Below are 22269 nucleotides of genomic sequence, written 5' to 3'. Positions count from 1 at the left end.
TTGCCGACATTAGCAAACACAGGAAAATACCATGCCACAACGCGACCTTGAACTCGGTGACCTTGAACATGCCCTGCAGGCGCTAGCCGGCCAGGACGCCGATATCGCCCGGGCGCTGCCCCAGGTCGGCGTACCCGAACCGCGCCGGCGCGACAAGGGCTTTGCCACCCTGCTCGGCACCATTGTCAGCCAGCAGATATCCACCGAGGCCGCGAGCGCCATTAGCGGGCGCCTGAAGGAGCGCCTGCCGGCGTTAAGCGCCCGGGCCGTTGCCGCCGTCGACGGCCAGACGCTGCGCGACGCCGGGCTTTCCTGGCGCAAGGTGGAATATGCGAAAGGGTTGGCCGAGGCCGAGCTTGCGGGCACCTTCAACGCCGCCGCCCTGGAGGCCATGAGCGACGCCGACGCCGTTGCCGCCATCACCGCCCTGCGCGGCTTCGGCCGCTGGAGCGCAGAAATCTACCTGATGTTCTCGCTGGCGCGCGGCGATATCTTCCCCGCCGACGACCTGGCCCTGCGCGTCGCCCTGAGCAAGCTAAAAAGGCTGGATGAGCGCCCCACGCCCGGCCAGTCGCTCCGCCTGGTGGAGCACTGGGCGCCCCACCGCAGCGCCGGGGCGCTGTTTCTGTGGCACTACTATCGCGGCGCCCCGGTTTAGGCGGCCGGGTTTACAGGCCAATATCCGCCTGGCCGACGGCCAGCAGAAAAAGCGCAATCACGGCAAAGTGCCCGGGGTACCAGGCAAGCCATGCCCGCCGCGGCATCAGCCAGGGCGACCTGGGAATCAGCGCGCAGGCCCCGGCGGCGAGCAGCAGCACGCATAGCGTGGTTACCACGGTAAACGACTTGGCCGTATCGGAGCTGTTCATCATGCCGGCCACCGCCAGCAGCGGCAGGCAGGCGGCGACGGCTCCAAGGCGCGAGGAGAGCGCCGGGCCTGCGCGAAACAGCGGGCCGATTGCCAGCATGAAAAACGGCACCAGCAAGAGCCCCAGGTGCGAGTACTCTACCCAGGGGCCAATCAGGTACCACGCCACCGCCACCAGCACGGCCTCCAGCGCCATCCGCCCGGCTACTGAGGAACCCTGCTGCCAGCGCTGCGGAAGCCGCGTCAGCCAGGTACCGGCCAACAGTCCCAGCCCTAGCGTGAAGCAGATGTTGAACTGCACCAGCGCCTCCCGGGGCATCAGCTGGTAGGGCAGCTGGGCCACCACGCCAATCACCATCACCCGGCGGGCATAGCGCACCGGGTTGCGCGTGTTAAACAGGCCGTGCCAGGCCACCATGCCGGCAAACAGCGGAAAGGCAATGCGCCCCACGGTGCTGTCGACCCAGCCAAGCCCCCAGCTCCCCGTGGCCATGTAGCGCGCCACGTGGTCCAGCGTCATGGTGATCAGCGCCAGCCACTGCCCCCAGCTCGTCCAGTCGGACGACGGGCGCGTTGGCGCGGCGCTTGCCGGCGATGTCACGGACGACGGCGGCGGCTGAGGGCTTGGCGCAGTAGAAGACATGGGGCACTCCAGGTAGTCGGGTTGCCATGAAGACAGCCGCCCGCGCGGCAAGTTCGACGCCCTTCACGCCCGGGCAGGCGAGTTCAAGATTATTGCGCAAAGTCCCGGCCGGCCACCCGACGAAACGCCGCCGCATCGTTCTCGCTGAAAAAGCACAGCGTTACCCTGAGCGCCGGGTAGTTCGGAAGCTCCTCCTCCATCACCCGGAGCACGACCCGGGCAGCCTCATCGAACGGATAGCCGTAAACCCCGGTGGAGATCGCCGGAAAAGCGATGCTCTGGCAGTCGCGCTCGCCGGCCAGGCGCAGCGCGTTGCGGTAGCAGTCGGCCAGCAGCCCGGACTTGTCCTCGTTCTTGGCGTACACCGGCCCCACGGTGTGAATCACATAGCGCGCCGGCAGCTTGAAGCCACCGGTGAGCGCGGCCTGGCCGTCCGGCAAGCCGTCGGGCCAGTCGCTGTCGCGCAGCCGCTGGCAGGCCGCCTTCAGCTCCGGACCGGCGGCGCGGTGAATCGCGCCGTCGACGCCCCCGCCACCCATCAGGCTATGGTTGGCGGCGTTGACGATGGCATCCATATCAAGCGCAGTGATATCGCCGGTGATGACTTTCAGGCGAGAGGCAATATCGGTAGTCATGGCAGGCTCCTTCGCACGCGATGAACAAGCCATGATCATCACCCCGGCCAAAGCACTCTGACAAGAGCCACCGGCCGCGTCTTGCCATGCCGGCAGCAAACTGCCATGGTCAAAGCGACGCTCGACACATTTAAGCTTTGACCCTCTACCCTCTGATCACCGACCAGGAAGACAGCGACTTATGAGCCAACGCGACGCCTACGAGCAGAAACTGCGTGCCAAGCTGGATGAATGGCAGGCCGAGATCGATCGGCTCCGCGCCAAGGCCCGGAGCGCCGAGGCCGATGCCCAGCTCAAAAAGGAACAGGAGCAGGAAGCCGAGCGTCTGGAAGAGCAGCGCGATGAGATGCGCCAAAGGCTGGACAGGCTGCGCGACGCCAGCGACGACGCCTGGGACGACATCAAGGACGGCGCCGAACGCGCCTGGAGCTCGGTCAGCGACGCCTTCAACAAGGCCCGCTCGCGCTTCAAGTAAGCGCCCCGCTACCCCGGCGCCAAACGCCCGGGGCTTTTACCACGCCATGGCTAAGCGCCGGCAAAGCGCCCTACACTGTTTTTGATCTTCGTTCGACCTGCCACATTTTTCGGCGGTCAAGGATTATCAAGCCATGAACGCTAAGCATGAGGGGTTGATGCATACCGCTGGCTACCTGGGCATGGTAGGCCTGCTGATAGTGCCGGGCTCATTGCCCGGCAGTGCCCTGGGCGCTAACTCCTTTCTTACCCCGCTGGGCCCGGTGGCAGATGCCGAGCGTGAGTATCTGCTGGATATCATCGGCATCACCATGATCGCTATTATGCCGGTGCTGATTGGCGTGCCGCTGATCCTGTGGCGCTATCGGCGTGGCAATAAACGCGCCACCTACCGTCCCCACTGGACATTTTCCAAGCCGCTGGATATTGCTATGTGGGGCGTGCCGGTGCTGATTATCAGTTTTCTCAGCGTCTGGCTTTGGCACCATACCGTGAAATACGACCCCTACAAGCCGCTGGGCGTCGACCCGCTGCATATTCAGGTGGTGGGGCTTGACTGGAAGTGGCTGTTTATCTACCCCGAGCAGGGCGTGGCCAGCGTGGGCGAAATGGCCCTGCCCGTCGATCGTCCGGTGTCGCTGAGTCTGACGACGAATACGGTCATGCAAAGTTTCATGGTGCCGGCGCTGGCCGGGCAGATTTACGCCATGGCGGGCATGCAGACTCAGCTCAACTTTATTGCCGACCGCCCGGGCACCACCCGCGGGCAAAATACCCAGTACACCGGCGCGGGCTTCTCCGAGCAGTTTTTTACCGTGCATGCCCTGCCCGAGGGCGACTGGCAAGGCTGGGTAGCCAAAGCCCGCACCGCGCCGCTGGCGCTGAACAAGCGCACCTATGCCAGGCTTGCCAAACGCGGCTCCCGGGCCGAGGCTCGCCAGGCGCTGGCGCCTGGGCAGGACTCGGGGCCGCTGTTGTTTGCGTCGGTGCCCCCGGATCTTTTCCAGCAAATCATCAACCGCTATCACGACGGCAAAGGGCTGACGGCGCAGCAGCAGCCGGGCTCGCCCGCCTACCGGGCCGGAGGCGAAAATGAATGAGCTGATATTCGGCCGGCTGGAGTGGTCGAGCTTTTTCATCCACGAATTTATCGCCGAGCCGAGCATCGACAGCGCCGTGGCCGCCGGGGCAGGGCTCGCGGTGGTACTGGGGGCGCTGGCCCTGCTCGGCGTGCTGATTCGCTACCGGCTCTGGGACCGGGCGTGGCGCGACTGGCTGACCAGCGTTGACCACAAGAAAATCGGCATCATGTATATCGTGCTGGCGCTTGTGATGATGGCCCGGGGCGTGGCCGAAGGCGTCGTCATGCGCGCCCACCAGGCCACCGCGCTCGATGGCGGCGTGCTGTCGGCCGAGCACTTCGCCCAGCTGTTCAGCACCCACGGCACCATCATGATCCTGTTTGTCGCCATGCCGCTGCTGATCGGCCTGATCAACTACGTGGTGCCGCTGCAGATCGGCGCGCGCGACATGGTCTTTCCGGTGATGAACCAGGTCAGCCTGGGGCTAACCACCGCCGCGGCGGCGCTGATCATGGTATCGCTGGTGGTGGGCCACTTCGAAACCGGCGGCTGGTCGGCGTATCCCCCCTACACGGGGGCCGACTTCAACCCCGGCGTGGGGCCCGACTACTGGATCTGGGCGATTGTGCTGTCGGGCATCGGCACCACCCTCACCGGCATCAACTTTGCGGTCACCATCTACAAGTCGCGTGCGCCCGGCATGCATTTCATGCGCATGCCGATGTTTACCTGGACCGCCCTGTGCACAGCGATCATGATCGTCTACGGAATGCCCCCGCTCACCGTCGGCTCGCTCATGCTGGCCCTTGACCGCTATCTGGACTTTCACTTCTTCACCAACGATCTCGGCGGCAACATGATGAACTACGCCAACATCTTCTGGATGTTTGGCCACCCCGAGGTGTATATCGTGGTGCTGCCGTCGTTTGGCGTTTTCTCGGAAATTTCCGCTACCTATGCGGCCAAGCGTCTTTACGGCTACGCCTCGCTGGTGTTCGCCACCATGGCCATCGCGGCCGTTTCGTTCACCGTCTGGCTACACCACTTCTTTACCATGGGGCAAAGCGCCAGCGTCAATATCGCCTTCGGTATTGCCACCATGGTTATTGCCGTCCCCACCGGGGTCAAGATCTACGACTGGATGGCTACCCTCTATCGCGGGCGCATACGCCTCACCGCCCCCATGATCTACATGTTGGGCTTTTTCTTTCTGTTCGTCATCGGCGGGCTGAGCGGCGTAATTCAGGCCAACCCCACCGTGGACTTTCAGGTACACAACACGCTGTTTCTGGTCGCCCATTTCCACAACGTGCTGATCCCGGGCACGCTGTTTGGCCTGCTCGCGGGGATCCACTACTGGTTTCCCAAGGCGTTTGGCTTTCGTCTGGATGAGCGCCTGGCAAAGCGCGGGGCCTGGCTGTGGATCATCGGCTTTTGCTTTACCTTTCTGCCGCTTTACTGGCTGGGGCTGTTGGGCATGCCGCGGCGCTCGGCGAGCTTCAGCGACCCGGCCTTTGTGCCCTGGATGCTGGTCACGCTGGCCGGCGCGCTTACGCTGCTGGGCGCTTTTTTCACCATGCTGCAGACGGGCTGGGTGAGCGTTCGCGATCGTGCGCGGCTGGCGGTGCCCATAGGCGACCCCTGGGACGGGCGCACCCTCGAATGGTCCGTTCCCGCCCCGCCCCGGGAGTGGAACTTCGCCGCCACGCCTCGGGTGCATTCGCGGGACGCTTTCGCCGTCGAGAAAGAAGCCGGCCACCCCTATCAGCCGGCGCAGCGCTATACAGACATCGAGATGCCCAAGGCCACCTCCATGGGCATGGTGGTAGGCGTTGCCGGCACTCTCATGGGCTTTGGGCTGATATGGCACATATGGTGGCTGGCCATGGTGGGCCTGCTGGGTATGCTCGCCAGCATGGTCGCCCGCGGCCTTGTCATCGATACGCAGCATACGCTTTCAGCGGCCGAGCTTGAGCAGGCACATCGCGACTGGCTTACCCAGGTGGCCAGCACTCGCGCCGTCACCCGCGATGAAGAAACCACCCCTGGCAACCGCGGCCTTGCCGCGGCGGATGTAGTGCCATGACACGCGATACTCTTCTCCATCCCGGCCTCAACCTGGGCGCCGCGCACGGCACGGCCCATACGCGCTCGGAGCCTGTGCTCTTCGGCTTCTGGGTTTTCTTGATGAGCGATCTCATCATCTTCGGCATCCTTTTTGCCACCTACGTGGCCATGCGCGACGGTACGGCGGGCGGGCCGGGGCCCCACGAGCTGTTCAACCTGTCAAGCATCGCCGTTCAGACCGGGCTTTTGCTACTGAGCAGCATGACCTACGGCTTGGCCAGCCTGCAGCTCAAGCATGGCAACGGCCAGCGCTACAGGCTGGTGATTTGGCTGATCATTACCGCCGCGCTGGGGTTGGCTTTTCTGGGGTTCGAGCTGGCCGATTTCCACAGCATGGCCCAGGAGGGCGGCGTGCCTTCGCGCAGCGGCTGGCTGTCGGCCTATTACGCTCTGGTGGGCCTGCACGGCCTGCATATTACCCTGGGTCTGCTATGGATCGCGGTCATGCTGGTTCAGATTCGCGTGCTGGGGCTGAATGGCCTGGTCAAAACGCGATTGCTGATGCTGGGGCTGTACTGGCACTTTCTGGACCTGGTATGGATCGGTATTTTTTCCATTGTGTTTCTTGCGGGGGTCGCATGAAATCCACGGCTTGGCAGCGTGAACGGAAACACTACCTGATTGGCGGCTTGCTCTCGCTGATTCTCACCGCCGTCGCCTTTATCGCCGTCATGGGGATCGAGCTTTCCCGCCCTGCGACGCTGGCCGTTATCGCCATCGCGGGAGTGGCTCAGCTGATCGTGCAGGTGCGCTTTTTTCTACACATCGACCTTAGCCGGCAAAAACGCGAGGACCTGCACCTCATCCTGTTTTCGCTGCTGCTGCTGACACTCATGGCCGGCGGCACTATCTGGATCATGGGCGACCTGGCCGGGCGCATGTAGCGGCTGGCCTTTGCCCCACATACCCACCACAATCGGGCCATATTTCAATGTGCTAAAGGAGGAAGATTTGGCTACCGAGCGTTACCAGCAGGGCATGGACAAACTCAAGGAGCTGACCACTCCGGAAGCCGGCAAGCCCACCGGCCATATGGAAGTCGGCGAAAGCTTCAAGGGTATCGCTCCGGACCTTACCCGCATGGTGGTCGAGTTCGCCTTCGGCGACGTCTACTCGCGCCCGGGGCTTGAGAACAAGCAGAAAGTGCTGGCTACCATTTCCGCGCTGGTCGCCCAGGGGACCCCGCAAATCGGCATGCACGTGGTCACCGGCCTGAAAGTCGGCCTCACTCCGGACGAAATCGCCGGCTGCATCATCCACCTCATCCCCTACGTCGGCTTCCCCCGCGCGTTAAGCGCGCTGAAGGTCGCCCAGGACGTGTTCGCCGAAGAAGGCGTGGTGATCAGCGAAAAGCTGGCCGAAGAGCTGAAGCAACGCTAAGGGGCAAGGCGCCGGCTACCCGGGTCTGTGGGATGCCGATTTATCGGGCGAAGCGGCGCTGCATAAACCAGTGATTGACCCCGATGACCGGCTGTTCGGCCACGGTAGTAAAGCCAAACCGCTGGTAAAGCCGGACGTTGGCCGTCAGATCGGTTTCGAGGTATCCGACCAGCTGGCGCTCGCTCAGCTCGTCGCAAAGCCGCTGAAAGAGCGCGCTGCCGATGCCCTGGCCTTGCCGCTTGGGCGCTACCGCCATCGGGCCGAGGTGGGCGTGCCGGGGCATTTGGGCGTCCTGCTGCGCCCAGACCCGCGTCCAGCGGTAGACCCGCCACAGGCCGCCCGGGCCGCTGGCTGAAAACAGGGCCGGCAGGGCGCGGAGCTTGTCGGCAAGCGCCGGCTGGCAGCGGCCGGGCAGAGAAAGCCCGGCCACGCCAACAAGCTCATCCTCGGTAAAGGCACCCAGCACCACGCCGTTAACCGCCTGGCGACGCATAAAGGGCGCAAACATGGCGCTTAGCGCACGCTCCCGGCGCGCCGGCTGACTGCCGAACGCCCGAATATGGGTAGGGTTATCGCGCATGCCCCGGCCCAGCAGCGCGCTGGCGGCGGGTATCTCCGCGACGGCAAGGCGGCGTATGCTAACGGCATTGGATTGGCTCATGATATGCATGATGCCTGATAACACGACCAGGGAACCAATGTTACTGCCTGATAGTAAAACCGTGGGGCTGTTTCTCCTTACCGCGCTTGCCGAAATCGTCGGCTGCTATTTGCCCTACCTCTGGCTGCGGGAAGGAAAGACGGCCTGGCTACTGATTCCGGGGGCGCTGAGCCTTGCCGCCTTTGCCTGGCTGTTAACGCTGCACCCTACTGCGGCGGGCCGGGTCTACGCGGCCTACGGCGGGGTCTATATCTTTACCGCGATCATGTGGCTGTGGCTTGTCGATGGGATAAAACCCACGGCGTGGGATCTGGCAGGCTCCGCCGTGGCGCTTTTGGGCATGGCGATTATCATGCTGGGGCCGAGGGCGGCCTAATCGTACTGTCTGCTCCCCACCCACACGGCACCCGCTCACTCAACGTTCTGCACCTGCTCGCGCATCTGCTCGATGAGCACCTTTAGCTCCACCGCGCGGCGGGTGGTCTCGGCGACCAGGGATTTGGACGAGAGAGTGTTGGCTTCGCGGTTGAGCTCCTGCATCAGAAAGTCCAGCCGGCGGCCCTTGGGGCCTTGCTCGGCGAGCTGGCGGTGGGCTTCTTCGACGTGGGCATCCAGCCGGTCAAGCTCTTCGGCGACGTCGCTTTTTTGCGCCACCAGCACCAGCTCGGCTTCAAGGCGCTGGGGCTCAAGCTCGGTGCGGGCGGCATCCAGGCGTTCCAGCAGTTTTTCGCGCTGGGCCTGCTGTATTTCCGGCATCAGCGCGCGTACGGCGGCCACTTCGCGGCGCACGCCCTCAAGCCGGGTCGCAATCATTCCGGCAAGCTTTTCCCCTTCCCGGGCCCGGGCCTCAATCAGCTCGTCCAGCGCCCGCTCGAACAGCGACCGGGCGGCGGTGAGAACGACGTCGCTATCCTGACGGCCGCTTTCCAGCACGCCGGGCTGGTTGAGCAGGTCCAGCGCGGTGGGCGCGGCGGTGCCGGGGACTTCGCGCTGGACGACTTCCAGCGCGCGGGCAAGCTCGGCCAGGTAGGCGGTATTCACCGCCGGGGCGTGGCCGGCTTCCGCGGTATCCAGGCGCAGGGTGCACTCCACCTTGCCCCGGGCCAGGCGCTGGCGCAGGGCCTCGCGCAAGGTCGGTTCCAGCGCGCGCAGCGGCTCGGGCAGGCGGAAGGTCGGCTCCAGATAGCGCTGATTCACCGAGCGCAGCTCTATCTGAAGGGTGCCAAAGCCTTCGGCCTGCTCGGCGCGGGCGAAGGCGGTCATGCTGTGAACGGATGCTGTAGCGGACATATCGACTCCCGAATCCTCATTTTTTGCCAGTTTATCCGATATCCCGCCGGAACCGGGCAAGGCATGTACAATGACCGGCCCGATTTTCGTCTTTACCTATCCAGACTAACCACGAGGTAGCCCATCATGAGCAAGGTGTCTCAACCCGAGGTCATCCGCCCAAGCGACCGTGCGCCCGACGAGCCCCGGGCGGTGCGGCTAACGCGGAACTATACCCGCCACGCCGAGGGCTCGGTGCTGGTGGAGTTTGGCGACACCAAAGTACTGTGTAACGCAAGCGTGGAGGCCGGCGTGCCCCGCTGGCTGCGGGGCAAGCGCCAGGGCTGGGTCACCGCCGAATACGGCATGCTGCCGCGCGCGACCCACACCCGGGGCGGGCGCGAGGCGACCCGGGGCAAACAGGGCGGGCGTACGCTTGAAATCCAGCGGCTGATCGGGCGCAGCCTGCGCGCGGCGGTGGATCTGAAAAAGCTCGGCGAGTTCACCATCACCGTGGACTGCGACGTCATTCAGGCCGACGGCGGCACCCGCACCGCGGCGATTACCGGCGGCTGCGTGGCGCTGGTGGATGCGCTGCGCTACCTGCAGCGGGAGAAAAAGATCAAGGCCGACCCGCTCAGGCAGCTGGTCAACGCCGTCTCGGTAGGCCTATACCGAGGCGTGCCGGTAGCGGATCTGGACTACGCCGAGGACAGCAGCGCCGACACCGACACCAACGTGGTGATGACCGAAGCCGGCGGGTTGATCGAGGTGCAGGGCACCGCCGAAGCGGGCGCGTTCAGCCGTACCCAGCTCAACGCCATGCTCGACCTCGCCGAACAGGCCGGCGGCCAGCTGACCCGCTATCAGCGCGAAGCGCTGGAAATGCGCGGCTGAATTTATAAAGCCAGGTCGTACTCGACGATCAGCGGCGCGTACTCGGAGAAGGTAGCGTCGTAGTCGATCCAGGCGTCGACCACGTGGCGGCGAAAGTTGGGCCCGACCATCTGGTAGTCCAGCCGCCACCCTTCCTGGCGCACCCGGGGCACGTCCTGATCAAGCTTTGGCCACCAGGTATATTCGCTGGCGTCGCGGTTGATCTCGCGAAACGTATCGATAAAGCCGGTGGGGCCGAGAACATGGTCCATCCAGGCGCGCTCCTCGGGGCGAAAGCCCGGGGTCAGCTGGTTGTCGGACCAGTTGGTCAGATCGATCGTCTTGTGCGCCACGTGCCAGGTGCCGCAAATGATGTATTCGCGGCGCTTGCGCGCCATTTTGCTCAGGTATTCCTGATACTGTTCCATGAACTGCTGCTTGGCGCGCTGGTCGCGGCCGTCGGGCATCAGGAAGGTGGCAATGCTGAAGCGGTCGTAGTCGGCCTGCAGAAAACGCCCTTCGTGGTCGCACTGGGGAAAGCCCAGGCCGTACATGATAGCTTTGGGAATCTTGCGGCAGTACAGCGCCACGCCGGAAAAACCGTCTTCTTCGGCGTCGAGAAAATAGCCTTCGTAGCCCTCGGGATAAAGAATGTGATCGCCCAGCTCGAAGCTTTTTACCTGAGTATCCTGCACGCAGACCACATCGGCGTCCTGCTGCGCCAGCCAGTCCAGAAACCCACGCTCGACGGCGCCGCGAATACCGTTGACATTGATGCTGGCAATTTTCATAAATCGTCCCTTTTGCGTCGCTGCTGTATGATACCCGACGTTTCCACCTTTGGGTAAATCCCCCCAGCAAAAAAGCGAGGAGTGCCGTGGCTGCCCCCCGATCATCCGATCCCCAACACGCTCTCAAACCCTATCAGCGCGATTTCATCCGCTTTGCCATCGAGCAGGGCGTGCTCAAGTTCGGCGAATTCACGCTGAAGTCCGGCCGCGTCAGCCCGTACTTTTTCAACGCCGGGCTGTTTCAAACCGGCGGTGCGCTGTCACGCCTCGGGCGCTTTTACGCCCGGGCCATGGTGGAAAGCGGCCTTGCCGCCGACGTGCTGTTCGGCCCGGCCTACAAGGGCATTCCGCTGGCCGCGGTCACCGCGGCTGCCCTTGCCGACCACCACGACCGCGACATGCCCTACGCCTTCAACCGCAAGGAGGCCAAGGCCCACGGCGAAGGCGGCAGCATCGTCGGCGCATCGCTTGAGGGCGATATCTTCATCATCGACGACGTCATCACCGCCGGCACCGCCGTGCGCGAGGTGATGGATATCATCGCCGAGCACAGCGCCCGGGCCGCCGGGGTCCTCATCGCCCTGGACCGCCAGGAGCGCGGCCAGGGCAAAAAAAGCGCGATTCAGGAAGTCGAGGCCACCTACGGTATGCCGGTAGTAAGCATCGTCACTCTGGACCAGGTGCTTGAGTACCTGGAAGAGCACGCCGGCCCCGAGATGCAGCCCCACGCCGAGGCCATCCGCGACTACCGCGCGCGCTACGGCATCAGCTGATATCTGCCTGAGCCTCAACCGCGCCGGCAAAATCGTTTTGCCGCCAGGCCTCGAAGCTGACCAGCGCCACGGCGTTGGAGAGATTGAGGCTGCGGTTATTGGGCCGCATGGGAATGCGCAGCTTGTGCGAGCCGGGCAGGCTTTGATGAACCTCGGCGGAAAGCCCGGCGGTTTCCGAGCCGAACAGCAAAACGTCCCCCGGGGCGAAGGCGGCGTCGGTATAAAAGCGCGTACCGCGCGTGGTCAGCGCCCACACGGTGCGCCCCTGCATGGCGCGCATAAAAGCGCTAAAATCCGCGTGCCGGGTGACGTTGGCCGCATCGCGGTAGTCCAGCCCCGCCCGGCGCAGCTTGCGCTCTTCCAGATCAAACCCCAGCGGCTCGATCAAATGCAGCCGGCAGCCGTTATTGGCCGCCAGGCGCATGATGTTGCCGGTATTGGGTGCCATGCGCGGCTCGAACAGCGCAATCTCGAACATGTGTTTTGCCTCGTTGACCTTTCGCCTAGTTAAGTCACGGCGCCGATTATCGCAGCCGGCAACACGCCCCTGCCAGCGCGACGCGTTTTTTGCCCGGGCGGTCACTACCGTGATGCCCAAGGAGTCCCCGATGAACCCCAGCATTGCCCAGCGCCTGCGCGGCCTGAACCCCCGCCAGCAACAAGCGGTACGCGCCATCGACGGCCCTTGCCTGGTGCTCGCCGGTGCCGGCTCGGGCAAGACCAGCGTGATCACCACCAAGATTGCCTACCTGGTCAAGGAGTGCGGCATGAGCGCCCGGCGCATCGCCGCGGTGACCTTCACTAACAAGGCCGCCCGGGAGATGAAGGAGCGCGTGGGCGGGATGCTACAGGGCAAGGAAGGCCACGGGCTTACGGTCTCGACCTTTCACACCCTGGGGCTCAACATCATCCGCGGCGAGCTCAAGACGCTGGGCTACAAGCCGGGCTTTTCGCTGTTTGACCCCGAAGACGCCAAGGCGCTGCTGCGCGACCTGATGGACAAGGACGCCCAGGTCGACGCCGAGGCGATCAACGCCGTACAGGGCATGATCTCCCAGTGGAAAAACGACCTGGTGCTGCCCGGCGAGGCGCTGTCCCACGCCGCCGATGACGACGCCCACTACGCCGCCCGGGTGTACGAAGCCTACGTGCGCCACCTGCGCGCCTACAACGCCGTGGACTTTGACGACCTGATCCTGCTGCCGGTGGTGCTCTTGCGCGACGACCCCGAGGCGCTGGCCCGCTGGCGGCGCAGGATCCACTACATGCTGGTGGACGAATATCAGGACACCAACGTCAGCCAGTACCTGCTGGTCAAGCTTCTGATGGCCGAACGCCAGACCTTCACCGTGGTCGGCGACGACGACCAGTCGATCTACGCCTGGCGCGGCGCGCGGCCGGAAAACCTCGTCACCCTGGGCGAGGATTTCCCCCGGCTCAACGTGGTCAAGCTGGAGCAGAACTACCGCTCAACCGGCACCATTCTGCGCGCGGCCAACGCGCTGATCGCCCACAACCCCCACGTCTACGAAAAGACCTTGTGGTCGCAAATGGGCGACGGCGCGGCCATCCGCGTGGTGGTCAACCGCCACGAAGAGGCCGAGGCCGAGCGGGTGGCAAGCGAGATCCTCACCCGCCGGATCAAGGAGTCCGCCGCCTGGCGGGACTTCGCCGTGCTTTACCGGGGCAACTTCCAGGCGCGGCTTTTGGAGCTTAAGCTGCAGCACTACCAGATCCCCTACAAGCTCTCCGGCGGCACCTCGTTTTTCTCCCGGGGGGAAATCAAGGACGCCATGGCCTACCTGCGCCTGCTGATCAACCCCGGCGACGACAACGCCTTTCTGCGCATCGTCAACGTTCCCCGCCGGGAGATCGGCCCGTCCACGCTTGAGAAACTCGCCAACTATGCGACGGAACGCGAAGCCTCGCTGTTTGCCGCCTGCCACGAAATGGGTCTCGAGCAAACCCTGCCCGAGCGCGCGGTGGAAAGGCTTGCGCGCTTTACCCGCTTTATCGACGGTACCCGCCGGCGCATGGACGAGGGCGACGCCATCGCCGCTATTCGCCGGATGATGACGGAGATGGACTACGAGGCCTGGCTGTATCAGAACGCCAGCGCCCCGACCGTGGCCGAGCGGCGCATGGCCAACGTGTGGACGCTGATCGACCAGCTGGAAAAATCCCTCGACCGCGAGCCGGAAGACGACGACGCCGACAGCACCGACTCGACGGCGACCCAGACCGACAGCGTCGAAGACGCCATTTCCCGGCTGGTGCTGCGCGACATCCTCGAACAGCAGGCCGAGGAAGACGACTCCGACCGCGTGCAGCTTTTAACCATGCACGCCTCCAAGGGGCTGGAGTTTCCCCACGTCTACCTCATGGGGCTGGAAGAGGATCTTTTGCCCCACCGCAACGCCGTGGAAAACGGCACCGTGGAGGAAGAGCGCCGCCTTGCCTACGTGGGCATTACCCGGGCGCGCCGGACGCTAACGCTGACCCTTGCCCGCCAGCGCAAGACCTACGGCGAGCTTTCCGACTGCACCCCCAGCCGCTTTCTCGACGAGCTGCCGGCAGAGGATCTGGAGTGGGAAGGCCGCCCCGACAAGGAAGACCCGGAGAAAAAGCAGGCCCGGGGGCAAAGCGCCATCGCCGGGCTGCGCTCGCTTCTGGACTGATGATCGGGCACAAAAAACCCCGCAGGGCCGGCGGATAAAACCGGCTCTGCGGGGTCAGGCGCGATACCGCTATGGCGTTACGTTACTGCGACTCTTCCACCATGTAGTCAACGGAAGCCTTGACCTCGTCGTCGGACAGGGTGGCATGCCCGCCCTTGGGCGGCATGGCGTTGAAGCCGTTGATCGCATGGTCGTAAAGCGTATCCATGCCCTTCTCGATGTGCGAAGCCCACTGCTCGGCGTTGCCGGAAATCGGCGCACCGGCAGCCCCGGTAGCGTGGCAGGCCATGCAGGCCTGGTTGAAGATGGCCTCGCCGTCGATGTCGGCCCAGGCAACATCGCCGCCGGCACCGTCATCGGCCTGGCTGTCTTCACCGCCTTCGTCGGCGCTTTCGGCCGCGACGGCCTCTTCTTCGGATGCGCCGTCTTCAGCCGCTTTATCCTCGGCCGACTCGTCGCTCTGCGCCGCGTCCTCCGCTGCGGCATCGTCGTCGGGCACGTCCATTACCGGTTCGACCATGTAGGCCACGGCGGCGTGCATGTCGTCATCGCTAAGGTTGGGGTTGCCGCCCTTGGCCGGCATGCCGTTAAAACCGTTGATGGCGTGATCCAGCAGGGTGTCAAAGCCCTTGTCGACCCGATCGGCCCAGTCTTCTTCGTTGCCGCGCACCGGCGAGCCGGCGGCTCCCGTGTCGTGACAGGCGGTGCAGACGTTGCCGTAAATCTCTTCGCCGTCGGCCGCGCCGCCGTCGTCACTGCTGCTATCGGCGGGCTCTGCCGACGCAGAGCCGCAGTCCTGGCTTGCCAGGCAGACCTCGCCCACCGGCGCCAGACGCTCGGCAATGGCGTCCTTGTCCACTTCGGCCTGGGCGCCGGCAACGCTTACCAGCACGCCCAATGCCGCCAGACCGCTTTTGATTAGCTTGGAATCCACTCTCATTACCTCGTTGTATTATCGTTGAAACCTGCACGAGCCTCTGCGCGCGGCGGCGTCGGCGACGGTCAGCCGTGACGCCCGGGCGAGTCTATCGCGGTAGTATACCGGCAACGCCAGGCCCGGAAAATGCCGGGCGGCGCCTTGCCGCGGTTTCAGGGTCAATACAAGGCGGATTCGCGGCTGTCGGCGAGGCCGCGGGCACGCTGACGACGCAGGCGCTGGCTAACCACGCCGTAGCGCGGCCCGGCGATAAACGCCAGCAGCAGAAACACCCCGGTCATTACCGCCATCATGCCGCCGATGGACACGTCCCAGTGCACGGCGATGAAGTAGCCGCTCACGCTTGCCGCGGTGGAAATCACAGCGCCCAGCACCAGCATCAGCCAGAGGCGGTCGGTGAGCAGGTAAGCCGCCGCCGGCGGGACGATGGCAAAGGCGATGAACAGCACCGCACCCACGGCGTCAAAGGCGGCAACGGCGGTGGAACTTGTCAGCATCAAAAGCGCGTAGAACATCAAGCCGGGGGCAAAGCCCAGCGCCTTGGCCAGCGCCGGGTCAAAGGTGGAAAGCTTGAGCTCTTTGAAGAACAGGCCAATAAACGCAAGGTTGAGCGTAAGCATGATGGTCATGGAAACCACCGCCTGGGGAATGTGGTAGCCCAGCACGCTGACGGTATCCAGCCACACAAAGCCGATCTCGCCCAGCAAAACCGTGTGGGTGTCGATGTGCACGTCGTGGGCGTAAACGTTAAGCAGCAGTACGCCAATGGAAAAAAGCGCCGGGAACACCAGCCCGATGGCGGCATCCTGCTTCATCCGTTTGGAGCTGGCCAGAAGCTCGGTGAGAAACACCGTTAAAAGGCCGGTAAGGGCCGCGCCGATCAGCTGCACCGGGCCGCTCTGGTGGTGGGTCAGCATCCATACCACGACGATGCCGAGCACGATGGAGTGGCTGATGGCGTCGGACAGCATGCTGTTGCCGCGCAGTACCAGAAACGTGCCCACCATCGAGGAAGCAGTGCCCACCATCGCCCCCACCAGCATGATTTGTAGCTCGATATTGTTGAAAAATGCCTCAAGCATGATGGCCCCTGTGGTAAAAGTGCCGGGTGGTAAAAATGCCGTTAAGCCGCGTTGAACATCGCCGTGACCTGCTTCGCCTCACGAACGCCCTTAGGGGTTAGCCGCCACTGACGGGCGGGCTTGCCCGCCGCTGCCTCAGGGCGCGTAGCGGTCAAAAGCCCCTGGCGCTTCAGGCGGTAAAGGGCAAAAGCGGTAAAGGCGCTGCGGCTAAGCCAGGGGCTGCGCTCGTGCTCTTCCTGCTCGAGGCGCGTCTGGTAAAGCACGTAAAGAATCTGGTTCTTGTGCAGCGCCCAGCGCTGGCGCACCAGGCGCAGGGATTCCCAGAGAATGCCTCGGCCGGGCGCCACGGCAAGCGACACCAGCACAATGGCCGAGGCGCTGAGGACAATCAGCGGCCCGGTGGCAAGCCCCCGGCCCAGGGTGCTGATGGTGGCGCCGGTAATACCGCTGATCACCCCGACGCCGGCGGCAATCACCACCATGCCGCCCAGATGGCGGCTCCACTGGCGGGCGGCCACGGCCGGGGCCACGACCATGGCGGCCATCAGCACCACGCCGACCATCTGCAGCCCCACCACCACCGCAAGGGTGATCATGGTGGTCAGCATCACGTCGATCAGAGTCACGGGCATGCCCAGGGTGCGGGCAAACTCGGCGTCAAACGTCACCAGCTTGGCCTGCTTCCACAGCGCGGCCAGCACTGTCAGAGCCACCAGGGTAATCCCGCCCATGAACCAGACGTCCGAACGCAGGGTGGCCGCCGCCTGGCCGAAGAGGAAGGCATCCAGCCCGCCCTGGGAGGCGTTGTCGGTCCCCTGGATATAGGTCAGCAGAACCACGCCGATGGCAAAGAACAGGCTCAGGCAGGTGCCCAGCGCCGCGTCGGTCTTGAGCCGGCTTAGGCGCGTCAGCGCCAGCATCAAAAGGGCCGCCAGCCCGCCGGTGATCATGGCGCCGACCATGATGCTGCCCATGTTGCGACTGCCGGCCACAATGAAGCCCAGGCACACCCCGGGAAGCGCGGCGTGGGAGATGGCATCGCCCAGCAGGCTCTGCCCGCGCAGCACCGCAAAGCTGCCCAGAGCGCCGCTGATGATACCCAGCAGCGCCGCCCCCATAACCACGTTTTGAAAGGTGTAGTCACCCAGAATCGATAGCCAGGACATGAGTTATTTCGCGCGCTCTATTGCCGTGAAGGGCGGTGTCTTGAAGGACGATGCCGTGAAGGACGGGTCCTGCGTTGCCGCGGGGTCGTCAGCCGTAGGCGCAGCCTCTTTGTCGGCCACGCCGCCGGCAAACCGATGGCTTTCATCCAGCAGCGCAATCTGGCCGCCGTAGGCGCGCTTCAGGTGCTCGCCGGTAAATACTTCCTTCGCCGGACCCGAGGCAACCACCTGGACGTTGAGTATCAGCAGCCAGTCGAAGTAGCTGGTCACCGTCTGCAGGTCATGGTGTACCACGATCAGCGTCTTGCCAGCGTCGCGCAGGCGGCGCAGGATGTCGATGATCGCCCGCTCGGTAGTGGCGTCCACCCCGGCCATGGGCTCGTCGAGGAAGTAGATATCCGCCTGCTGCACCAGCGCCCGGGCGAGAAACACCCGCTGCTGCTGGCCGCCGGACAGCTGGCTGATCTGGCGGTCGGCAAAATCCTGCATGGCCACCATGTCCAGCGCGTCAAAGGCTTCCTGGCGCTCGCGGCGGCCGGGGCGTTTGATCCACCCCAGACGGCCGTAAAGTCCCATCATCACCACGTCGAGCACGGTCGTGGGAAAGTCCCAATCCACGCTCGAGCGCTGGGGCACATAGCCGATGCGCTTGCGCTGGGCCTTGTACGACCGGCCGTGAAAGCTCACGCTGCCAGAAAGCGGCGGCACCAGCCCTAAAAGGCTTTTGATGAAGGTACTCTTGCCCGCTCCGTTGGGGCCGACGATGCCGGCCATGACCCCGGCGGGAACGTCAAGATTGACGTCCCACAGTACCGGCTTGTTGTGATAGCTCACGGTCAAATGCTTGACCTTGACGGCGGAATCCATAGTGATACCCCTGTTGTGCTGTTCGCTTACGCTTCGTCGAGGTCCCAGCGCTCGGCCCAGGACGCCAGGGCGTCCGGCAGCGGGGCTACCTCGCCGCCCAGGGCCTCGACAATGGCCTGGGTGTTGGCACGTAGCATCCCGATATAGGTACCGTCAGCGGTGCCTTCCTTGCCCATGGCGTCGGAATACAGCTGGCCACCGATCACCACTTCGTGGCCGCGCTGTTCCGCCGAGTCGATCACCGCCTGGACGGTGCGCGGATTAATGGTGCTTTCGATAAACACCGCCGGCACTTCGCGCTCGATGACGGTGTCGGCCATGTGGCGAATGTCGGCAATGCCGGTTTCGGTATCGGTGCTGATGCCCTGAATACCTTCCACCTCGATGCCGTAGGCGCGGCCGAAGTAGTTGAAGGCATCGTGGGCGGTGACCAGAATGCGCTGCTCTTCGGGAATGGTTTCAACGCTTTCCTTCACCCACTGATGCAGCGCACCGAGCTGCTCGGTGTAGGCCTCGGCGTTGGCTTGAATGCTGTCCTTGCACTCGGGGCGGGCCTCGATGAAGGTCTCGCCGATGGTGTCCACGGTTTGGGCCCAGAGCGAGACATCCATCCACACGTGGGGATCAATGCCGTAAACGTCGTCGGCAGTGAGCATCCGGGAAAGATCGATGGACTCAGGCGATACGGCTACGGTCGTTTTCCGGCGCGAGAAGTTTTCCAGCACCTCGCCCAGCTGGCCTTCCAGCGAATAGCCCGCATAGAGGATCTGGTCGGCATTGCGCAGGGTTTTCACATCGCTGGCGCTGGCCTGATAAAGATGCGGATCGACCCCCGGGCCCATCATGGGCTCCGCTGCCACGCACTCGCCGCCGACCTCGCTGGCAACGTCGGCAATCATGCCGATGGTGGTCACCACGTTGAGCGGTGCCTTTTCAGGTTCGGCGTGGGCCAGCGGGGCAGCCAGCGCCATTGCCAGCAGCGGGGCGGCATAGCGGGTGTTCATGGGGGTCTCCTGAGCAAGCGTATTTACTGTACAAATATTCAACGAGCCAATATTTAGCGTACAGTCAGAAAGTAAGCCTTGGCTAAGTTTAGAGAGGCGACCCGCCAAACACAAGAAAAGCTTGCGCTATCTTCGGTATCCGGGCCCGGCTTACGGCTTCATGGCAAAATGCGCTACCATGGGTTCGGCTTTATGCCGTTCACACCCACTTTTCATGTCGAGACGCTGCTGTTTTCATGAGTCATGATTTCAAGCCCCAAGGGGCGTTTGCCCACAGCGCAAGCGTGGACGCGCTGCCGCCGGTCGAGCAGCACGCGCGCCAGTACGCCACGGTGCGCCAGGCCCATGAAACCGAACTGATCGAAGACTACGTCGAGCTGATCGGCGATCTGCTGACCCATCGCGGGGAAGCTCGGGCGGCGGATATCGCCGCGCGCATGGGGGTCAGCCAGGCGACGGTGTCAAAGATGATCCGCCGGCTCAACGAGCTTGAGCTGGTCACCAGCCGCCCGTACCGCTCGCTGTTTCTCACCAGGGCGGGCAAGGCCATGGCGTCCCAGTCCCGGGAGCGCCACGATATCGTGCTGCATTTCCTGCGCGCGCTGGGGGTGAGCGACGACGCTGCCCGCATCGACGCCGAGGGCATGGAACACCACGTAAGCGATGAAACCCTCGACGTCATGCAGCGCTATATCGCCGCGACCGCCCGGCAAAGCGAAGGCTAAAAGCGGCCGCCGGTTAAAACCGGTGGCGCAGCAGGCGCATGGCGTTAAGCGTCACCAGCACGGTGGCGCCGGTATCGGCCATCACCGCGATCCATAGCCCGGTGATACCCAGCGCCGTGGTCACCAGAAAGATCGCCTTGAGCCCCAGCGCCAGCGCCACGTTGGTCTTGACGTTGGCAAGCGTCGCCCGGGACAGCCGAATCAGCTCGGCGATGCCTGCCACCCGATCCTTGAGCAGCGCGGCGTCGGCGGTTTCCAGCGCCACGTCGGTGCCGCCACCCATGGCAACGCCTACGTCTGCCGCCGCCAGCGCCGGGGCGTCGTTGATGCCGTCGCCGACCTTGCCCACCGGCCCTTCGCCTGCCTCTCGCCACTCGGCTACCCGGGCAGCCTTGTCTTCGGGCATCAGCCCGCCGTGGGCTTCGATGCCCAGCAGTTTGCCGATCGCCGCCGCGCTGCGGGGGTTATCGCCGCTCAGCATGACCGCCCGTATGCCCAGCCGGGAAAGTGCATCAAGCCCTGTGCGGGCATCTTCCCGGGGCTCGTCGCGCAGGGCGATAGCGCCCACGGCCACGCCCGCTTTCACCAGCACGGTGACGGTCTTGCCATCCTCTTCAAGCGCCTGGATATGCGCCTCGTCGGCGTCGCTGAGCGAGGCGATACTCGCCGCGTAGCCGGGGCTGGCAAGGATCACCTCCTCGCCGCCAATGCGCCCGCTGACGCCGGCGCCGGCCAGCGCCCGGCCGCCTTCTACCGCCGGCAGCGCAAGGCTCCGCGCCTTGGCCTGGCTGACAATGGCGGCGGCGATGGGGTGGCCGGATTCGCGCTCAAGCGCAGCGGCAAAGGCCAGCACGTCGTCCTCGGCGGCACCCTGCCAGGCGTCGATGTCGGTGACTTCCGGGGCACCGGCGGTGAGCGTGCCGGTTTTATCCAGCGCGATCACCTTGAGCTTGCCCAGGCTTTCGAGCACCGCGCCGCCCTTGATCAGAAGCCCGTGCCGGGCCCCGCTGGAAAGCCCCGCGGCAATGGCGGCGGGCGTGGAGATCACCAGCGCGCAGGGGCAGGCAATCAGCAATAGCGCCAGCGCCCGGTAGACCGATTCCGACCACGCCATGCCCGCTACCAGCGGCGGCAGCACGGCAAGCGCCAGCGCCAGCGCTATCACCGCGGGCATGTACCAGCGGGCAAAGCGGTCGATGAAACGCGCCACCGGTGCCTTGGCCGCCTGAGCCTCTTCCACCAGGCGGATGATACGCGCGATGGTGTTGTCCTCGGAGCGGCGGGTGACCTCTACGGTCAGCGCCCCGTCGCGGTTGATGGTGCCGGCAAACACCTCCTCGCCTGCGCTCTTGTAGCGCGGCTCGGCCTCGCCGTTGACCGGCGACTCGTCGAGGTAAGAGCCGCCCTCGGCAATGCGGCCGTCGCAGGGCATTCGATCCCCCGGGCGGACCAGCACGCGCTGCCCCGGGGCCAGCGTTTCCGCTGCGACTTCGGTGACCTCCTCGCCGTCAAGCCGCCGGGCGGTCGCCGGCGCCAGGTCGGAAAGCGCGGCAATACTCCGCCGCGCCCGGGTCGAGGCCACGCCCTCCAGCAGCTCGCCGACGGCAAACAGCACCACCACCACGGCGGACTCTGCCGCCGCGCCGATGATCAGCGCCCCGGCGGCGGCAATGGTCATCAGCGATTCGATGGTGAATACTTCGCCCACGCGAAGCGCCTGCCACGCCGACCTGGCAATGGGGTAAAGCCCGACCAGGGTCGCCGCCACGAAGGGCCAGTCGCCAAGCACGGGCCAGAACAGATGGAGCACGGCCGCCACCGCCAGCAGCGCGCCGCTGACCAGTACCAGCTTGCCCTTGGCGCTTTGCCACCAGGCGGTTTCCGGCGTAGCGCCGGCCGCAGACGACGTCCGTTCGTCGTGAATGACCTCGTAGCCCAGCCCGCGCATCGCCTGATCGATGGCTGCCTCATCGGGTGGCGTCTTCCCTTCAAAAAACACATCCAGCGTGCCCGCTGCGGCGTTGGCCTCAGCATCAACCACACCTTTTACGCGAGACGCGGCCGCCACCGCCTTGCGCTCGCAGCCGCCGCAGTCCATGCCGCTCACGCGGAAGCGCTCGTACGGCGTCTTTCCGCCTTCGGCGCCGCGGGGGTTCAGGGTCTCGCTAGCAGATAGCGTCATTCACATTCTCCCGGCCGACTGGCCTTGCATTCCGGGTATCTACGTTCAA

24 protein-coding genes are annotated in these 22269 nt (G+C 64.6%); 12 read left to right on the top strand and 12 right to left on the bottom strand.

Translation table 11 applies throughout. The annotated features are described in order from the left end of the window. Positions 1-31 precede the first annotated feature (31 nt). Positions 32-658, top strand: a complete 627-nt coding sequence (locus tag ACZ46Y_RS00605) for a DNA-3-methyladenine glycosylase family protein (RefSeq protein WP_311956190.1) — start codon at positions 32-34, stop codon at positions 656-658. A gap of 10 nt (positions 659-668) precedes the next feature. On the opposite strand, the gene ACZ46Y_RS00600 is transcribed toward ACZ46Y_RS00605, so the two are convergent. Both ACZ46Y_RS00600 and ACZ46Y_RS00595 read right to left on the bottom strand, forming a co-directional pair. Further along, positions 669-1511: a TraX family protein gene (locus ACZ46Y_RS00600; protein ID WP_311956187.1), complete on the bottom strand. Its 843-nt coding sequence runs from the start codon at positions 1509-1511 to the stop codon at positions 669-671. An 89-nt stretch (positions 1512-1600) separates the two neighbouring features. After that, on the bottom strand, positions 1601-2146 hold the full coding sequence (locus ACZ46Y_RS00595; RefSeq protein ID WP_311956185.1) for an O-acetyl-ADP-ribose deacetylase: 546 nt from the start codon (positions 2144-2146) through the stop codon (positions 1601-1603). A 181-nt stretch (positions 2147-2327) separates the two neighbouring features. Between ACZ46Y_RS00595 and ACZ46Y_RS00590 the strand changes: the two genes are divergently transcribed. The 6 genes from ACZ46Y_RS00590 (at position 2328) to ACZ46Y_RS00565 (ending at position 7209) form a co-directional block, all read left to right on the top strand. Next, positions 2328-2621 carry a sll1863 family stress response protein gene (locus tag ACZ46Y_RS00590; protein WP_311956182.1) on the top strand — a complete coding sequence of 98 codons (294 nt, stop codon included), beginning with the start codon at positions 2328-2330 and terminating at the stop codon, positions 2619-2621. Positions 2622-2754: 133 nt separating this feature from the next. Next, positions 2755-3720 (top strand): cytochrome ubiquinol oxidase subunit II, encoded by a 966-nt coding sequence (locus ACZ46Y_RS00585; protein ID WP_311956179.1) that lies wholly within the window; start codon positions 2755-2757, stop codon positions 3718-3720. After that, positions 3713-5788 (top strand): cbb3-type cytochrome c oxidase subunit I, encoded by a 2076-nt coding sequence (locus ACZ46Y_RS00580; protein WP_311956176.1) that lies wholly within the window; start codon positions 3713-3715, stop codon positions 5786-5788. Before ACZ46Y_RS00585 ends, ACZ46Y_RS00580 begins: the two co-directional genes overlap by 8 nt. Next, on the top strand, positions 5785-6411 hold the full coding sequence (locus tag ACZ46Y_RS00575) for a cytochrome c oxidase subunit 3 (protein ID WP_311956174.1): 627 nt from the start codon (positions 5785-5787) through the stop codon (positions 6409-6411). Before ACZ46Y_RS00580 ends, ACZ46Y_RS00575 begins: the two co-directional genes overlap by 4 nt. Continuing rightward, positions 6408-6713, top strand: coding sequence for a cytochrome o ubiquinol oxidase subunit IV (gene cyoD, locus ACZ46Y_RS00570; protein WP_311956171.1), 306 nt, complete (start codon positions 6408-6410; stop codon positions 6711-6713). Before ACZ46Y_RS00575 ends, cyoD begins: the two co-directional genes overlap by 4 nt. Before the next feature lie 67 nt (positions 6714-6780). After that, on the top strand, positions 6781-7209 hold the full coding sequence (locus ACZ46Y_RS00565) for a carboxymuconolactone decarboxylase family protein (protein ID WP_311956168.1): 429 nt from the start codon (positions 6781-6783) through the stop codon (positions 7207-7209). 40 nt (positions 7210-7249) lie between these two features. Here ACZ46Y_RS00565 and ACZ46Y_RS00560 read toward each other — a convergent pair whose 3' ends face one another. Then, positions 7250-7870, bottom strand: coding sequence for a GNAT family N-acetyltransferase (locus tag ACZ46Y_RS00560; protein ID WP_311956165.1), 621 nt, complete (start codon positions 7868-7870; stop codon positions 7250-7252). Positions 7871-7913: 43 nt separating this feature from the next. On the opposite strand from ACZ46Y_RS00560, the gene ACZ46Y_RS00555 reads away from it, so the two are divergent. After that, positions 7914-8246, top strand: a complete 333-nt coding sequence (locus tag ACZ46Y_RS00555; RefSeq protein ID WP_311956240.1) for a YnfA family protein — start codon at positions 7914-7916, stop codon at positions 8244-8246. Positions 8247-8281: 35 nt separating this feature from the next. Here the strand turns inward: ACZ46Y_RS00555 and ACZ46Y_RS00550 are convergent, their stop codons facing one another. Further along, entirely contained in the window at positions 8282-9160 is an 879-nt protein-coding gene (locus ACZ46Y_RS00550) for a YicC/YloC family endoribonuclease (RefSeq protein WP_311956162.1), read from the bottom strand. 126 nt (positions 9161-9286) lie between these two features. Here ACZ46Y_RS00550 and rph point away from each other — a divergent pair, with 126 nt between their 5' ends. Then, on the top strand, positions 9287-10036 hold the full coding sequence (rph, locus tag ACZ46Y_RS00545) for a ribonuclease PH (protein ID WP_311956159.1): 750 nt from the start codon (positions 9287-9289) through the stop codon (positions 10034-10036). Positions 10037-10038: 2 nt separating this feature from the next. On the opposite strand, the gene ACZ46Y_RS00540 is transcribed toward rph, so the two are convergent. Then, a complete protein-coding gene (locus tag ACZ46Y_RS00540; protein WP_311956156.1) occupies positions 10039-10806 on the bottom strand; it encodes an exodeoxyribonuclease III in 768 nt (255 codons plus the stop codon). A gap of 86 nt (positions 10807-10892) precedes the next feature. On the opposite strand from ACZ46Y_RS00540, the gene pyrE reads away from it, so the two are divergent. Next, positions 10893-11579 (top strand): orotate phosphoribosyltransferase, encoded by a 687-nt coding sequence (gene pyrE / locus ACZ46Y_RS00535; RefSeq protein WP_311956154.1) that lies wholly within the window; start codon positions 10893-10895, stop codon positions 11577-11579. Here the strand turns inward: pyrE and ACZ46Y_RS00530 are convergent. After that, positions 11572-12057, bottom strand: coding sequence for a tRNA (cytidine(34)-2'-O)-methyltransferase (locus tag ACZ46Y_RS00530; RefSeq protein WP_311956152.1), 486 nt, complete (start codon positions 12055-12057; stop codon positions 11572-11574). The genes pyrE and ACZ46Y_RS00530 overlap by 8 nt on opposite strands. Before the next feature lie 130 nt (positions 12058-12187). On the opposite strand from ACZ46Y_RS00530, the gene rep reads away from it, so the two are divergent. Next, positions 12188-14257, top strand: a complete 2070-nt coding sequence (gene rep / locus ACZ46Y_RS00525; RefSeq protein ID WP_311956150.1) for a DNA helicase Rep — start codon at positions 12188-12190, stop codon at positions 14255-14257. An 82-nt stretch (positions 14258-14339) separates the two neighbouring features. On the opposite strand, the gene ACZ46Y_RS00520 is transcribed toward rep, so the two are convergent. The 5 genes from ACZ46Y_RS00520 to ACZ46Y_RS00500 all read right to left on the bottom strand — a co-directional run bounded on the left by ACZ46Y_RS00520 (position 14340) and on the right by ACZ46Y_RS00500 (position 19313). Next, entirely contained in the window at positions 14340-15197 is an 858-nt protein-coding gene (locus ACZ46Y_RS00520) for a c-type cytochrome (protein WP_311956147.1), read from the bottom strand. Positions 15198-15352: 155 nt separating this feature from the next. Then, a complete protein-coding gene (locus ACZ46Y_RS00515) occupies positions 15353-16276 on the bottom strand; it encodes a metal ABC transporter permease (RefSeq protein WP_311956144.1) in 924 nt (307 codons plus the stop codon). 41 nt (positions 16277-16317) lie between these two features. Next, entirely contained in the window at positions 16318-17442 is a 1125-nt protein-coding gene (locus ACZ46Y_RS00510) for an iron chelate uptake ABC transporter family permease subunit (RefSeq protein ID WP_311956141.1), read from the bottom strand. A 3-nt stretch (positions 17443-17445) separates the two neighbouring features. After that, complete coding sequence (locus ACZ46Y_RS00505) at positions 17446-18309, bottom strand: metal ABC transporter ATP-binding protein (protein ID WP_311956138.1); 864 nt, start codon at positions 18307-18309, stop codon at positions 17446-17448. A gap of 26 nt (positions 18310-18335) precedes the next feature. Continuing rightward, a complete protein-coding gene (locus ACZ46Y_RS00500; RefSeq protein ID WP_311956135.1) occupies positions 18336-19313 on the bottom strand; it encodes a metal ABC transporter solute-binding protein, Zn/Mn family in 978 nt (325 codons plus the stop codon). Positions 19314-19549: 236 nt separating this feature from the next. On the opposite strand from ACZ46Y_RS00500, the gene mntR reads away from it, so the two are divergent. Further along, entirely contained in the window at positions 19550-20038 is a 489-nt protein-coding gene (gene mntR, locus ACZ46Y_RS00495) for a manganese-binding transcriptional regulator MntR (RefSeq protein WP_311956133.1), read from the top strand. 13 nt (positions 20039-20051) lie between these two features. Here mntR and ACZ46Y_RS00490 read toward each other — a convergent pair whose 3' ends face one another. After that, positions 20052-22220 carry a heavy metal translocating P-type ATPase gene (locus tag ACZ46Y_RS00490; RefSeq protein WP_311956130.1) on the bottom strand — a complete coding sequence of 723 codons (2169 nt, stop codon included), beginning with the start codon at positions 22218-22220 and terminating at the stop codon, positions 20052-20054. Positions 22221-22269: the final 49 nt, after the last annotated feature.

It is taken from the genome of Halomonas garicola, from assembly GCF_055382465.1.
This window is presented reverse-complemented; position numbering and strand designations above follow the sequence as displayed.

Coding starts and splice junctions, on each gene's coding strand:
- ACZ46Y_RS00540 (WP_311956156.1), bottom strand. CDS start 10,806: ATGAAAATTGCCAGCATCAATGTCAACGGTATTCGCGGCGCCGTCGAG.
- ACZ46Y_RS00550 (WP_311956162.1), bottom strand. CDS start 9,160: ATGTCCGCTACAGCATCCGTTCACAGCATGACCGCCTTCGCCCGCGCC.
- ACZ46Y_RS00505 (WP_311956138.1), bottom strand. CDS start 18,309: ATGGATTCCGCCGTCAAGGTCAAGCATTTGACCGTGAGCTATCACAAC.
- ACZ46Y_RS00575 (WP_311956174.1), top strand. CDS start 5,785: ATGACACGCGATACTCTTCTCCATCCCGGCCTCAACCTGGGCGCCGCG.
- mntR (WP_311956133.1), top strand. CDS start 19,550: ATGAGTCATGATTTCAAGCCCCAAGGGGCGTTTGCCCACAGCGCAAGC.
- ACZ46Y_RS00595 (WP_311956185.1), bottom strand. CDS start 2,146: ATGACTACCGATATTGCCTCTCGCCTGAAAGTCATCACCGGCGATATC.
- ACZ46Y_RS00530 (WP_311956152.1), bottom strand. CDS start 12,057: ATGTTCGAGATTGCGCTGTTCGAGCCGCGCATGGCACCCAATACCGGC.
- ACZ46Y_RS00600 (WP_311956187.1), bottom strand. CDS start 1,511: ATGTCTTCTACTGCGCCAAGCCCTCAGCCGCCGCCGTCGTCCGTGACA.
- cyoD (WP_311956171.1), top strand. CDS start 6,408: ATGAAATCCACGGCTTGGCAGCGTGAACGGAAACACTACCTGATTGGC.
- ACZ46Y_RS00580 (WP_311956176.1), top strand. CDS start 3,713: ATGAATGAGCTGATATTCGGCCGGCTGGAGTGGTCGAGCTTTTTCATC.
- ACZ46Y_RS00520 (WP_311956147.1), bottom strand. CDS start 15,197: ATGAGAGTGGATTCCAAGCTAATCAAAAGCGGTCTGGCGGCATTGGGC.
- rph (WP_311956159.1), top strand. CDS start 9,287: ATGAGCAAGGTGTCTCAACCCGAGGTCATCCGCCCAAGCGACCGTGCG.
- ACZ46Y_RS00560 (WP_311956165.1), bottom strand. CDS start 7,870: ATGAGCCAATCCAATGCCGTTAGCATACGCCGCCTTGCCGTCGCGGAG.
- ACZ46Y_RS00585 (WP_311956179.1), top strand. CDS start 2,755: ATGAACGCTAAGCATGAGGGGTTGATGCATACCGCTGGCTACCTGGGC.
- ACZ46Y_RS00510 (WP_311956141.1), bottom strand. CDS start 17,442: ATGTCCTGGCTATCGATTCTGGGTGACTACACCTTTCAAAACGTGGTT.
- rep (WP_311956150.1), top strand. CDS start 12,188: ATGAACCCCAGCATTGCCCAGCGCCTGCGCGGCCTGAACCCCCGCCAG.
- ACZ46Y_RS00605 (WP_311956190.1), top strand. CDS start 32: ATGCCACAACGCGACCTTGAACTCGGTGACCTTGAACATGCCCTGCAG.
- ACZ46Y_RS00515 (WP_311956144.1), bottom strand. CDS start 16,276: ATGCTTGAGGCATTTTTCAACAATATCGAGCTACAAATCATGCTGGTG.
- ACZ46Y_RS00490 (WP_311956130.1), bottom strand. CDS start 22,220: ATGACGCTATCTGCTAGCGAGACCCTGAACCCCCGCGGCGCCGAAGGC.
- ACZ46Y_RS00500 (WP_311956135.1), bottom strand. CDS start 19,313: ATGAACACCCGCTATGCCGCCCCGCTGCTGGCAATGGCGCTGGCTGCC.
- ACZ46Y_RS00590 (WP_311956182.1), top strand. CDS start 2,328: ATGAGCCAACGCGACGCCTACGAGCAGAAACTGCGTGCCAAGCTGGAT.